This is a genomic window from Clostridium gelidum (assembly GCF_019977655.1).
In the GTDB taxonomy this organism is placed as follows: domain Bacteria; phylum Bacillota; class Clostridia; order Clostridiales; family Clostridiaceae; genus Clostridium; species Clostridium gelidum.
The window spans coordinates 967,050-980,841 of the sequence record NZ_AP024849.1 but is presented as its reverse complement, the minus strand read 5'-3'; the positions used below and the strand labels follow the sequence as shown (position 1 = coordinate 980,841).

Below are 13,792 nucleotides of genomic sequence, written 5' to 3'. Positions count from 1 at the left end.
ATGTACAATTGACAATTAGCAATGCACAATTAATGAAACAGTGCTTGCTTTTTTTATCTGTGAATTGTTCTTGATTGCACTTCGTGCTTTTTTTATCTGTGTACATTTTTTAATTTCACTGGAATTTATTCCTTAATTGTCAGTTGTACCTTGTCAATTGTTAATTGTTTTAAGATACAATGATCTTCTTTTCTTGATTACAAATTAAAGTCACGTCTTGTTTATCATCAGACTTAGTAATTAATTTAACATCATGCCCCCAAAGTTCTTGTACATATTTTAATGTTTCTTTAGCATAAGAAAGCTCCAAAGCTCTACCATCAAAGACGTTTTCTAAAGTTAATGTATAATTTCTCTTATTTAAATCTACAACTTTAATATATGGTATATTCCCCATACCTGCAGTATACGAAAGTGTATCTCTTATGGTTTTCCAGCCAGTTTTATCTGATATTTCTTCAATAATAGTATCAAAGCTCCTCACATTATATTGAAATAAATTTAATTCTTCACATAATTCTTTAGTTAAATAACGCCTTAAGAAAGAAGAGTCTCTCTCAATTTCTCTAACTTCAAATATTTTTTCTTTTCCATACCTTTTTTCAATATCTTCAAATATCTTAAAACCAATATAATATGGATTTAATCCCCCTATTGCAGGTGCTATTACATCATTATGCCTTTTTAAAAATTCAAAATGTAAGTCTTGCGGCAATTCTAATTGTTTTAAAATATTATAATGGGTATAGCTTGCCCAACCTTCATTCATTATTTTAGTTTCAATTTGTGGAATAAAATATTCAGTTTCTCTTTTAACTATTTTTAGAATAGTTTTTTCCCAATCTTCTAAATGACCATAATCTATTATAAATCCAATAAGATCATCTACAGGTTCTAATGGAATCTTTTCTAAATCTGGTAATTTTATTTCTTTATATGAATCTAAAATATTCCTATTTTCTCTTTTGTTTTCATACTCTTTTAATATATTTTCTTTAATTTCATCATTTGATAATTCTTTTATCCCAATATTCCTTTTAGATTGAAATCTTATAGCATGAGCAGCATCTAATATTCTCTCGACTTCACCATATCCTATGCTGGGATTATCAATATATTCTCTTATTATTTTTGCATCTAAATTAAACATTTCTAAAGTATATTTCGCATTAGTTCCCTGTTTGAACAATCTATTATTTTTAAAAAAATCATTATGTCCATATACATGTGCCATTGTTAATATTTGCAGTAATAATGTATTATCTTTCATTAAATATGCTAAACAAGGATCTGAATTAATTACCATTTCATAAGGAAGACCTGTAAGGTTTAGAGAATACAAGGTTTTATTTTTTTCGTAAGATTTACCAAAACTCCAATGAGGATATCTTGATGGCATTCCAACATAAGCTTCATATCCTATCATCTCATTAAAACCTATGACTTCAAATTCTTGAGGATAAAAATCTAATCCATATCCCTTAACCTTTTTTTCTATTTTTTCATTCCAGTTCTCAATATCACTAAAACCATACTCCAACTTCTTATTCCTCCTTCCATGCACATTCTAAAAATAATAGACCAGTATGCTTGTATATTTTTTTCATGTGCCTAACTCCTTCCTAAGCATAATCTTAAGTGCTTCCCATAAATCCTTTTTCTCTTTTATAATTACAGGAACAAATTTTTCATCCGTTATTTCTTTTGTAAACTTATAATACATTGTTGTTGTATATGTTGATGGTAAAAGTTCTGCATAACCAAACATATTGCTAACTTTACATATATTTTTAACTGCTATAACTGCCCTTTCATTATCTTCTGACCAATTATCCCCATCACTTGCATATATACTGTATATGTTCCATGCTGCTGGTGGATACTTTTCTTCAACTAATTTTAATGCTTCATTAATTCCACTTGATATATAGGTACCCCCGGATTCAGATTTGTGAAAAAATTCATACTCATCAACTCTTCTTGCAACAGTCGTATGATATATAAATTCAAATGCTATATTGTTATACTTTCTTTTTAAAAAAGTAGCTAGTACAAAAAAATATGATCTTGCTAAATATTTCTTTGTTATGTCCATTGAACCAGAAGCATCCATAATAAATAACATGACAGCATTACTATCTTTTTTTGGTTTCATCTTAACCCGATAATATTTCAAATCTTCTTCTTTGAATGGAAATCTCTCTAATTCCTGTTTATTTCCCAATTCCCGAAGTGCTCTTTTCTTTCCTTGTTTTCTTGCAATCTTGGACATAACTGTTTTCTTTTTTGCAAGTCTAGGTCTTATTCCATGTGTTTGATATCCCCTTTTTTTGCCACTAGTTTCAGTTACTATTTCCGAATATTTCTTTTCATCTAAATTAGGCAAATTTAAATCTTCTGATATATAATCCATTAATTCTTCAAGAGTGATTTCTGTTTCATAAACATCATCACCCTCGTCATTTCCTGCTCCTTGATTTCCTTTTGCTAATTTCTTGTTTCCATTTCCTAACTTTTCTCCTCTTTTTTCATCTCCAACTCCACTAGCTACGCCCTTAGAATTTTTTCCATAAATAAATTGGTATTCTTTAATTCCTTTAATTGGTATTTTAAATTTTTTATTTTTGCTTTCTCCAACAATGCTTTCTTCTGATAATATATCTCCTAAATTTTCTTTTATTGATTTTTCTACAAGTTGCCTGTGTCTTCTTCTATCTTCTATGGATCTGTCGTGATCAATTTTATTATTGGTATAGTCCCTAAATATTGCCATAACCTACGTTAATCTCTCCATAAATTATTAGCAGCATATTTTAAAATTACATCACAACAATGAAGACAATACCCTTGCTTTTTCATTTCTTCCACCATAGAATCATATTTTTCAGCTTGTTCTTTGTCTCGAACCTTTGACCTAGTTATAATTCTAGATAAATCTTTAACTGAAGCTGTTAGTTTCTTTTCTATAGCTTCTTTTAAAGGCTCATAAGAAGTATAATCCAATCCTCCACCCTTTCTAACTATATAAAACATATATGAAGTAACATCTGATCTGAATCCTTTAGCTGATGCAGCATATACACCTACTTGTTCTTCTATACTTCTCATAAAGTCTTCATCTGGATTTAATTCTTCTCCTGTTGAAAGATCTTTTATTTTACTCTTATTTACATATGCTTCTGCATTATCTATATAATTATTAAATAAACTCTCAGCTTGTTCTCTAAATGAGTGTATAAATGCCTTAGTTATCTCTTTCTCAATGATTTTATTATATTCTTTTCTAATATTATCTTGAATAAATCCTAAATATCTTTTCTTATCATCAGCTGCAATATCAAGATCTTTAACAGATCTTATTATAGTTTCCATTATGCTAAGTGGATTTATACAATCATATCCTGATTCCGAAAGAGCATTATCTATAGCTTTTATAATAAATCTTGTACTTATACCCTTCATTCCTTCGTATTGGCCTGCTTCTTCCCGAAGCTCTCCAATATCAATCTTCTTTGTAGTTCCTTTTTCAACAATTTCTTCTCCATTATAAATTTTAAGCTTAGTCATAGCATCTGCTTTAGCTGAAGCAGCAAGTCTTGAAAGTATTGCAAACATTGCTGCAATTTCAATAGTATGTGGTGCTATATGAGCCTTGAAATTGCTCTTTTTTAATATTTTTTCATATATTTTAACTTCTTCATCAAGTTCTAAACAATATGGAACTTCAACCTTTACTATTCTATCTAATATAGCTTCATTTGTGTGGTCTGACTTAAATCTAGTCCATTCAGCTTCATTTGAATGAGCAATTATAACTCCATCAAAATAAATCATAGAACCTTTACCCGGTGATGGAATAGATTTCTCTTGAGTTGCAGTAATTATTGTATGAAGATATTCAACATCATTTTTAAATACCTCAATAAATTCAACAAGCCCTCTATTTCCAACATTAAACGCTCCATTTAAAGAAAATATTCTCGGATCATCTTCTGAATATAAATCCATCTTAGATATATCAACTGAACCTGTTAAAATTGAAGTATCTTGATTATTAGGATCAACCGGTGGCACTACTCCTACTCCTTTTCTTGACCTAATAGAAAATCCTGTTCTTTCAACAGGAAAATCTTCATACATTCCATTAAATTCATTATTAAGCCTATACTTACATACAGGACATAAATCTCCTTCAATTTGTACTCCAAGCATTTCTTCAAATCTAGGTCTTAAATGTTTTGGAATAAGATGAAGTGGTTCCTCATGCATTGGACATCCTTTTAAAACATAAACAGGTTCGCAATCCTCTAATGCAGATTTTAAACTTTCAACTATAGATGATTTACCCGCACCAACTGGACCAACAAGATATAAAACTTGTCTTGCTTCTTCTCCCTTCATAGCTGCTGATTTAAAATAACTAGCGAGCTTCATAATAACTTTATCAATTCCATAAAATTCATCCTTAAAAAAACCATATCTTCTTATTAGATCATTTCCATAGATTTTACGTATTCTAGGATTTTCCTCAGCTTTTAATTCTTCTACCCCTCTTCTATTAATCATCTCATGAATTCTTTTATGGGCAAGAATAACTACTTCTGGATTTTCCTTAACAAGCTGTAGATAATCTAAAAATTTGCCTTCAAATCTTAGGGTGTTACCTTTTTCTCTATCGGTTTCTATAAATTCTCTAAAGTTCATACTCATAAACACTCCTCCCTCCCTTATAACTAAAATATATTCAATTAAGTAAAGACATTATGACTACTTTTTTTAAATAGTTACTCTTTATTCTATTAAATATATATATATAATAAATAAAGACCATAGGAGAACAATTCTTCCTATAATCTTTATTACCTTAATACATATTAAATTTATTATCCATAGTATTTTTTATTTAATCACACTGTATATTATCTACCCATTTTAAAGTTTCTAAATATATCTCTGAAATTTCATTTATACCAACTTTAATTTTTTTAGCAAAAAAATTTGCCTCTTCCCATTCTCCTCTTCCATAGCTAATAACTAATTTTAGCATTATATTTAATATATTTTCTTCTCCCATTAATCCTTCTTTCACTTCATCAGATATATTTAATTCTCTTATAATTGACTCCATAGAACAATTTAATATAGCGTCCATAGCTGAAAATAAACCTATAATATACGCCGAAAAAGTTTTTTCTTTATAAATACTTTTATTGCATATTAATTCACAAAATTTTGCTCTTTGCAATGAAACTCTTATTAATTCATCTTGCTTTTTCTCTTTCAAATCATTTAATAAAACTACGTAAAGCCACTTTACAATTTCTTTTTCTCCAAGGAATGTAATTGCATATTTAATTGAATTTACTTGATTTCTTAAACAATAGGCAGAAGAATTAATTAATTTAATTATTTTGAATGATAAACCTACATCTTTAAGTATCAACGCTTCTAGATCATTATAGTTGAAGTCTTTATTATTTATTAATTTTAAAATTTCCAATCCCCCGTGTTTATTAGTTGGTATACTTTTTGCTGTTAAAATAGTAGGCTTACTAAAATAATATCCTTGAAAATATGAATATCCAAAGTACATTGCCTCATTATATTCCTCTATACTTTCAACTTTTTCAGCTAAGAACTTTATTTCACTATTTATTTTTAACAAATCAAATATCTTTTTCCTATCATAACCTTGAGTAATTATAAAATCTACTTTTATGATATCAATTATCTCTATTAATTTATTATATTTCTTATCAAATACAAAATCGTCTAGAGCTAAAGTAAATCCTTGTTCTTTAAGTTTTTTACATGCATTTATGATTTCATCAGTCGGTTCTATATTCTCTAGAATTTCTATTACTACATGTTCACAAGGAAGTATTGTAGCGATTTCCTCATTTATTAATTTTTCAGTAAAATTTATAAATGCCTTTTTATTATCAGTAATAGTTTTAAAATCAAATTCATAAAATGAATTTGCTATAACATTTAATGTTGCTTCATTTCCATCAATATTATTATAAGCATTTTCATATCCACTTCTAAATAAAAGTTCATAACCAATAACATCATTTTTTCTATTAAATATTGGTTGTCTAGCTACAAAAACTTGCATAATAATTTCATTCCTTTCTATGATATACTTTAATATAAACCGTTTACTATTTTAACTTAATATTATACTTTAATGTTACCATTTTCAACATAAATTTTTACATTTATTCATTTTGTACAAGGATTTGATTCATTTCTATTATTCCCCAATAGTAGTTTTACTTCTATTCTAAATTTAATTCTTATATAACAAAAATAAGGCTAGAAAGTATTTGAAACTTTCTAGCCTTATACATAATTAGGCACATGAAAATAAATAACAAGTCCAAAACTACCATAAATATTTTTCATCAGGCAAGGAAGTAAAGTGCCATCATAGTGAGCCTATTATGACATTTTGCTAACGCAGGATGATGGAAAATAGTCTGGTAGATGGACTTGTTATTTTTTTGATTGTGCCTTAATCAAAAGTTTTTGGAATGAATTCAGAATCTTTAGCTTTTGGCTCACCAAAAACTGCCTTTGCACTTTCTGCTTGGGGATTATGATTTAAACTTTTATGTTTATTTGTATGTTTTCTTTTCATACTATTGTCCATCTATATCACACTCCTATAACTCTCTATAGTAGTATTTGTATTTAATATTAAATTATACCCTTGTCATATTTATCTTTCTATAATCTCTGCAACTTGGTCAACGGATGCTTTTATTGTAAATATAATATCTTCATCAATCCTAACCTTACTCTCATTTTCGTTTACTTTTATTTGGTTTATCGTTAAGTTATTAGAAAGTACTTCTTTATATCTAGTACTTGATATATCTACATTAAATTTCTTATCTTTGGCTCCTGTAATTTTAAAAACAATTCCTTGTTGACTCTCTTTTGTTTTAATTTTTATATCTATAATATTATCGCTTTTTCCACCACATCCTACTTTTACATTACTTGGAGCTTTTAATATAATGGCTTCACCTGTAATTGTCATCCAACCACCACTCAATGTTGATTTAACCAATATATCTAATTTATATTTTTCTTCTATTTTCTTTAATGCTTCGCCTAGTTCATAAACAGTTAATTCTAATTTCATTTAGCATTCTCCTTCTATATATCTATTTAATATATGACTTTCTCATTAAGACTTTTATGTAAATTTAAACTTTTTACAAAAGTTTTAGGTTAAAGTTTTTTTATTTTAGTTAATTTATAATTCTATATTATTAATAAAAGTCTTGTATGTCCAGAATATAAAAAAGATATATCAAATAATTCAAGAATCATTTGATATATCTTTTTTTATTCTTATAGATGATCCTTTTCTTTATGTGGAGGTGCACCTATTTTTTTGCCATCAATAATCCCTAAATCTGAATTACCTTTAGGATCTATTTTTCTACGTTCTGCATTAGATTTAGGTCTATCTTTCATTCTATTTTTATTATCATCCATTTGTATCACCTCATTTATTAGGGTGTACATTTAATCTTATTTTATACTGTATAATATTCATTTATGTATTCTTTAATTTCAAGTAAATTTTTGAAACTCTTATGACAATACTTTAGTATTTCCTCATCAGCTTTTTTCAAATCTTCAACATGTAATCCCATCATTTCAGCACTATATGCTGCTTTTATTCCTGAAGGTGAATCTTCTACAACAACGCAATTTTCTGGATTTACAGAAAGCTTTTGTGCTGCCTTTAAAAATATTTCCGGATCTGGTTTGGAATTTGTTATATCATCCCCACAAACAATTGCATCAAATTTATTTTCAATCTTCCCAATTTTCAATTGCATCATCATTCTATCCTTTTTAGCTGAAGTTGCAAGAGCTATTTTAAAATTATTTTCCTTAAGGAAATTTAATATTTCCTTAGCTCCAGGTTTCATTGGCACTTGACCTTCTTTTACAGCTTGTACCAAAAGTTGATCCTTTTCCTTATACATCTGCAATATAGGCAAATTCTCACCGTATATTTTCACAAATGTTTTCATAATATTTTCTCGTCCTCTTCCCATTACAGATACATAAATCTCTTTTTTCATTTCATATCCATACTTTTTAAAAATCTTTATCCAATGCTCTAAATAAACTCTTTCTGTATCAAATATTACTCCATCCATATCAAATAATACTGCTTCAATTTTATTCATATTTTCTTTCACCTCCCTTAATTAAAACATATAATAATATAATTTCACTTTATGTATCTATAATATTTCTAAAATATCAAACTCCTTAACTGTTCTATACTTTGGCGCAACATCAAGCATCATCTCATACATATACCTTACTGCTGTTTTATAATCAAAATCACCATTTTTAAGGCTCCATGAAACAGCTGTTGAATGAGTTATTTGTTTTAAAAGTATAACTAGTACTTCTGGATCTGTTTTATTTAAAAACTCCTTATTAGCTTGGCCTTTTCTTATAATCTCACATTGTACTTTAAGCATTTCTTTTTTCTCTTCACTAATTTTAAAAGTCCCCACATCGTCTTTTAAATTTTTTATAATAATCTTTTAAAAGTTCATCATTTGATTTAAAGTAATAATAAAAAGTATGTTTGTTAACGCAACTAGCTGCACAAACAGCTTATAATGATGCAAAAGCAAATTATAATCGTACAAATACTCTATGTCAAGCTGATGCTGCTACAAAAGTAACATTAGATGATGCAAAAAGTAAATTAAATACAGCAGCAGCTGCTTTAGATATTGCAAATTCAAATGCTGAAACTAGGCTTAAAAATGCAAAAGTAAGCTTTGCTGCAGCTAGTGAAAACACTTCAATTACTAATGCAATTATAAATCCTGACAATATTGCGTCTGCAAAATCTCAAATGGATAGTGCTAAGGCTGAATTAGATCTTGCTAAGCATGCACTTGATAATGCAACCATAACTGCACCTATTGCTGGAAAAATAAGCGCTAAAAATATATCAGTTGGTGAATTATCTCCTACTCAAACACCCTCAATTGTTTTAGAAAATCCAAACTCTATAAATGTATTAATAAAAGTCACTGAAACAAATATAAATGATATTACGGTAGGTATGTCTGCTACTATATCTGTACCATCAACTGGATTATCTTATGATGGTACAATATCTACAATCTCTCCTTCAGCAGATCAAAAGACAGGAATGTTTGATGTTAAAGTAGCTGTTAATGCTTCCGATGATAATCTAAAACTAGGAGTGGTCACAAATGTTTTACTAATTAATCCAAATGAAAATAATACTCTCTTGGTTCCAAAAGAATCTGTATTTGAAGAAGATGGCACTTCATATGTGTATGTGATTAATGGTGATGTATTAGCTAAACATACAGTAACAGTTGGAACTTCTAAAAATCAATATGTAGAAATTAAAGATGGATTATCTGAAGATGAGCAAGTTGTTGCTTACGGTAGTTCTAATATGAAATATAATGTGAAATTTAATATTGTGAAGAGTAACTAAAATATATAGATACCAAAAAATTAAATAGTAAGATCACAATCTTCATTTGTGTTCTTACTATTTTTTTGTGCAATGTAATATCAATTGTATTATTTTACCATAATTCTATACAGCTTTATGTATCTATATTTAAGAATATTTTATCTGTATAATTCTTAATAGTTAATTTATTTGCTAAGAAGAAATTTGATGATATATGAAAATTTTTTTGAAAATATGTTGAAATATAACAAATAAGGGATTATACTATATATGAAATCAAAAATATATATAAAAGAGTGATAAAAATGGTAAAAGGTATTTCTAAGAGAATAATTCAAAGTATATCAATAAATGAAAAGTATAGTAAAGATGAACTTGAACAAATGGAATATGCCTTAGTGACTATTTTATTTGAATTTTCGAAAACGATTTTATTAATAATTATTTTTTCATTACTTGGATACTTTAAAGAAGTTATAATTATTCTTGCAATAATGTGTGCCGTTAATCCTTTTATAGGAGGATATCATGAAGACACTCAAATTAAGTGTTTTATAGCAACATTGCTATTAACAGCTGGAACATTGATTTTAAGTTTACAATGTAATCTTAGTTTTCTAAGTAATTGCATCTTAATTTTCCTAAGCATATTTTGCATATGGAATCAAGCTCCAGTAATAAATTCCAAAATGCCAATTACCCGCCCCAATCTTATAAAACAAAATAGGATTAAAGGCCTAAGTGCTTCAATAATACTTGGACTAATATCTATAGTTTTATATAACTATAGTAGTTATTATTCACTAATAACTTGGACAATCCTATTTGAGGCCTTACTAATGTTTAATAAAAGAGAAAACTAAGAATTATCAGTAAAAATTTAAGAGGAGATGTTTTTATGATTACAAAAGTATTAGGTAACATTTTAAAGAAAGTGTCAGGTTCAATGATTACAAAACCTACAGCATCATGTTGTTGCCATGGAGTTGAAGAAATGCCTGAATCTATGAAAAAATTAAGATAAACTACATTTATAAATATACTAAGGGGTGGCGTAATTGACATTAAACATTATAGATATAATATCATCAATATTACAATCAATAACATTTGCTTATGCAATATTTTATTGCATAAATAAAAGTTCTAAAGTAGATAAAATAAAATTATTTAGCATTGTGCCAATATTGATAGTTGCAACAGGTTTTTGTTCCGGAACATTTGGTGACAATTGGTCGAGTATATTTGTAACTCATATATTATGTTTAAGTATAATAACTGTATTTTATAGAAAAAATATTGTAAGTGCATTAACATCATTTTCAGTAATTTATTTTATTATTGAAATATATTCTATATTATTTGGAAATTTGATTTTTGAATATGTTAAGGAAATGTTTTCCACTGAATATATAAATTATGAGACAATTTTTATAATTTATGTACCGGAATGGATTGTGTTGCTCTTATGTTTTAAATATATGAAGAAAATAAAACAAATTCATAAATTTATAATAAATGAAGGTATTTACATAATGTTTTATATAATGAGCTTTGTTCTTGATTTTGTAATAAGTTTTTATGTTATGACATTAAATGTAGAAAGCCAATTATTAAAAAATATTACATATATAATGTTTCTTATATTTTTAATATTTATCGCAGTCTATCTTTGGAGTATTCATCAGAAATCAAAGCAAATATATAAATTAAATAACTGTCTAGAAATTAAAAATAGTGAACTTAGAAAAATTAAAAATGAGCATGGATCACAAATTTCATATTTATATGAGCTTGGCCTTATGGAAAGATTTGATGATGTGAAAAAATCTTTAAAGGATATTATAAATAACAATGAATCTACTCCAATAGGTGTAGAAGTTAGTGAAAATCAAGAATCATTATTAGAATTTGCACTAAAGCCTGCTATAGACAAAGGTATACATGTTATAATTGAAGAGAAATGTGATCTTATCCTAGTAAAGATTAATGAAATGGAAATTTATAGGGTTATATCCAATATAGTAAATAATTCAATTAAGGCAATGAATGGTAAAGGGACAATAATTGCAAAAAGCTATGAGTCTTTAGGTAATGCAATAATACTACTTTCAAATAATGGACCTAAAATAGAAGAACATTTCTTGAAAGATATTTTTAAAGCTGGATTTACAACTAAAGATAACACTGATAAAAGTCATGGATATGGGCTGAGTATTGTTAAAGATTTAGTAGAAAGTAATAATGGAAATATATATGTTGAAAGTACTGATATAGCTACTGAATTTAAGATTGTTTTACCTATTAAATAAAATATAATGCATTTTTCTATTTTTAGCAAAATCCCAACTCTCCATTTACACAATATTTAAGAACTTCATTGTAATTGTGTAAATCTGAAATTGGTTTAATATTAGACATAATATTAACTCCTTTATTTACGGATATATTTTATTTGTTTTTAACTGTAAAGCAAAATATAATATTTAACTACTATTTGGAAGCCTTGCTATTTTGTAAGTTTAATATTATATCCATTAAGCATTTCTTCAACATGTGTTTGTTGTTTAAATACCCACTCAATCACATTTGCTAAATTATTTCCATTTGCATTTTTTATATACTCTGCATGACTTAGACTAATCTTCTCTAATAAGTATTTGTCTAATCTATCATAAAATGCAGGGAATAAGTTTCAAATTTCTTATGGGTTCGATACTGATGTAATAGCTCATTAACTTGTGCCTTTTTCCAATTTCTTGTTCTTCATAAAACGAACTAAAATTAGTGCCCCACCTGCAGCAACTGTAGTTACTGCTAATGCATAACCTATTGCATCAATATAAGCTTGTTTATACACAAGTTGTGTAATTGTAGCTATTGTCACGCCATTTGCATCTCCTTGTGAGTATCCCCCTTGCATAAACAATGATTGCATTTTATTAGTAGCTTCACTTGCAGCTAAATTAAATGATGTTATCTGATCTGATAACTTGCTATAATTCAAATTAACTCTCCCTTGTATTAGAGTTGTTGTAATTGTTATCCCTAGCGAACCCGCAATTTGTTTAATTGTATTATTTAGTGCTGATGCTTTTCCTGCGAGTTTTGGATCGACAACAGCATTCATTCCTGCTGTTGTTATAGGCATCATTGAAAGTCCAATTCCAATATTACGTATTGTCATTACTGCCTCTATATAAAGTTTAGTTGTATCCATATTAATGCAAACTAATTTATATGAACTTACAATTATTATAATTATTCCAATGGTAGCTGGAATCTTTGCGCCAATCTTATCATATATTTTACCACTAATGGGCATTACAAGTGCTGATGCCATAGCAGATGGTAATAAAATCATACCAGTTTCTATTGGTGTATAATTTTTCATGTTTTGCAAAAACAAAGGCATTATATACATTACTGCCATTAACACAGAAAATAGTAAGCATTGTACAATTTGGCTTATGGTAAATTCCAAATTCTTCAAAACACGCAATTCTATTAGTGGATCTTCAGTGCTAAGTTCATTTATTATAAATATTATCATACCAAAAACTCCAACTGTTAATAACAGAGGATTTTTTATGTCTTGCCAATCTATGTTGGAACCTTCACCTAAAACATATAAGATACTAACTATAGATATAGTGGACGTTATAAAACCTATATAATCAAATTTGGGGAATGCTTTTTTAGGAGTATCTTGAAGACATATTAATGCCATGAATATTCCTAGCACACCAATAGGAACATTTATATAAAATATTATTCTCCAATCTAATTTTTCAAGAATATATCCTCCAAGGGTTGGTCCTATAGCTGGAGCCGCTAAAACTGCAATACCCCAAAATCCCACAGCAGTACCAAGTGTCTCCTTAGAAAAAATCTGCATCATCGTAGTCATAGCAACTGGCATTATCATCCCACCACCTATAGCTTGTATGACGCGAAATGCAATCATAGCTCCATTGCTCCAAGCCATTCCACATAAAAATGATCCTATAGTAAAAGTAACAAGAGCAAATATAAACATTTTTTTTGATCCAAAGACATCTCCCAAGTATCCGGTTACTGGTACTATTGCACCTAGTGTAAGGGTATAAGCTGTTAGCACCCACTTTACATCATCTAGAGAAACACCAAATACTGACATTATTTTAGGAATAGCTATATTAGCAATACTAGTATCTAACGAAGTCATAAAAGAACCTATTATAAGTACTAAAAGAATCAGCCACTTGGATGGATCATTATTTTCTTTTCCTTTCATTATGC

14 protein-coding genes are annotated in these 13,792 nt (G+C 28.0%); 4 read left to right on the top strand and 10 right to left on the bottom strand.

Going from position 1 to position 13,792, the window contains the following annotated elements; translation table 11 throughout:
- Positions 1-169 precede the first annotated feature (169 nt).
- The 9 genes from psyc5s11_RS04605 to psyc5s11_RS04565 all read right to left on the bottom strand — a co-directional run bounded on the left by psyc5s11_RS04605 (position 170) and on the right by psyc5s11_RS04565 (position 8,558).
- The gene (locus psyc5s11_RS04605) at positions 170-1,540 is read right to left on the bottom strand and encodes a SpoVR family protein (RefSeq protein WP_224036461.1); all 1,371 of its coding nucleotides are present in this window, start codon (positions 1,538-1,540) and stop codon (positions 170-172) included.
- A 63-nt stretch (positions 1,541-1,603) separates the two neighbouring features.
- Positions 1,604-2,773: a YeaH/YhbH family protein gene (locus psyc5s11_RS04600; protein ID WP_224036460.1), complete on the bottom strand. Its 1,170-nt coding sequence runs from the start codon at positions 2,771-2,773 to the stop codon at positions 1,604-1,606.
- A gap of 8 nt (positions 2,774-2,781) precedes the next feature.
- On the bottom strand, positions 2,782-4,704 hold the full coding sequence (locus psyc5s11_RS04595) for a PrkA family serine protein kinase (RefSeq protein ID WP_224038119.1): 1,923 nt from the start codon (positions 4,702-4,704) through the stop codon (positions 2,782-2,784).
- Positions 4,705-4,903: 199 nt separating this feature from the next.
- Positions 4,904-6,118: an EAL and HDOD domain-containing protein gene (locus psyc5s11_RS04590; RefSeq protein WP_224036459.1), complete on the bottom strand. Its 1,215-nt coding sequence runs from the start codon at positions 6,116-6,118 to the stop codon at positions 4,904-4,906.
- A gap of 399 nt (positions 6,119-6,517) precedes the next feature.
- The gene (locus psyc5s11_RS04585) at positions 6,518-6,655 is read right to left on the bottom strand and encodes a CPC_1213 family protein (protein ID WP_224036458.1); all 138 of its coding nucleotides are present in this window, start codon (positions 6,653-6,655) and stop codon (positions 6,518-6,520) included.
- A gap of 69 nt (positions 6,656-6,724) precedes the next feature.
- Entirely contained in the window at positions 6,725-7,153 is a 429-nt protein-coding gene (locus psyc5s11_RS04580) for a UDP-N-acetylglucosamine pyrophosphorylase (protein ID WP_224036457.1), read from the bottom strand.
- 212 nt (positions 7,154-7,365) lie between these two features.
- Positions 7,366-7,512 carry a hypothetical protein gene (locus psyc5s11_RS04575; RefSeq protein WP_224036456.1) on the bottom strand — a complete coding sequence of 49 codons (147 nt, stop codon included), beginning with the start codon at positions 7,510-7,512 and terminating at the stop codon, positions 7,366-7,368.
- A gap of 41 nt (positions 7,513-7,553) precedes the next feature.
- On the bottom strand, positions 7,554-8,219 hold the full coding sequence (locus tag psyc5s11_RS04570; protein ID WP_224036455.1) for an HAD family hydrolase: 666 nt from the start codon (positions 8,217-8,219) through the stop codon (positions 7,554-7,556).
- 57 nt (positions 8,220-8,276) lie between these two features.
- A complete protein-coding gene (locus psyc5s11_RS04565; RefSeq protein ID WP_224036454.1) occupies positions 8,277-8,558 on the bottom strand; it encodes a hypothetical protein in 282 nt (93 codons plus the stop codon).
- Positions 8,559-8,632: 74 nt separating this feature from the next.
- On the opposite strand from psyc5s11_RS04565, the gene psyc5s11_RS04560 reads away from it, so the two are divergent.
- From psyc5s11_RS04560 to psyc5s11_RS04545, 4 genes are all read left to right on the top strand, one after another.
- The gene (locus tag psyc5s11_RS04560; protein WP_224036453.1) at positions 8,633-9,529 is read left to right on the top strand and encodes an efflux RND transporter periplasmic adaptor subunit; all 897 of its coding nucleotides are present in this window, start codon (positions 8,633-8,635) and stop codon (positions 9,527-9,529) included.
- Positions 9,530-9,816: 287 nt separating this feature from the next.
- Positions 9,817-10,374, top strand: a complete 558-nt coding sequence (locus tag psyc5s11_RS04555) for an accessory gene regulator B family protein (RefSeq protein ID WP_224036452.1) — start codon at positions 9,817-9,819, stop codon at positions 10,372-10,374.
- 35 nt (positions 10,375-10,409) lie between these two features.
- Positions 10,410-10,535 carry a cyclic lactone autoinducer peptide gene (locus psyc5s11_RS04550; protein ID WP_224036451.1) on the top strand — a complete coding sequence of 42 codons (126 nt, stop codon included), beginning with the start codon at positions 10,410-10,412 and terminating at the stop codon, positions 10,533-10,535.
- A gap of 34 nt (positions 10,536-10,569) precedes the next feature.
- Complete coding sequence (locus psyc5s11_RS04545) at positions 10,570-11,823, top strand: sensor histidine kinase (RefSeq protein ID WP_224036450.1); 1,254 nt, start codon at positions 10,570-10,572, stop codon at positions 11,821-11,823.
- Positions 11,824-12,245: 422 nt separating this feature from the next.
- On the opposite strand, the gene psyc5s11_RS04540 is transcribed toward psyc5s11_RS04545, so the two are convergent.
- Entirely contained in the window at positions 12,246-13,787 is a 1,542-nt protein-coding gene (locus psyc5s11_RS04540) for a DHA2 family efflux MFS transporter permease subunit (protein ID WP_224036449.1), read from the bottom strand.
- Between the last annotated feature and the right edge of the window lie 5 nt (positions 13,788-13,792).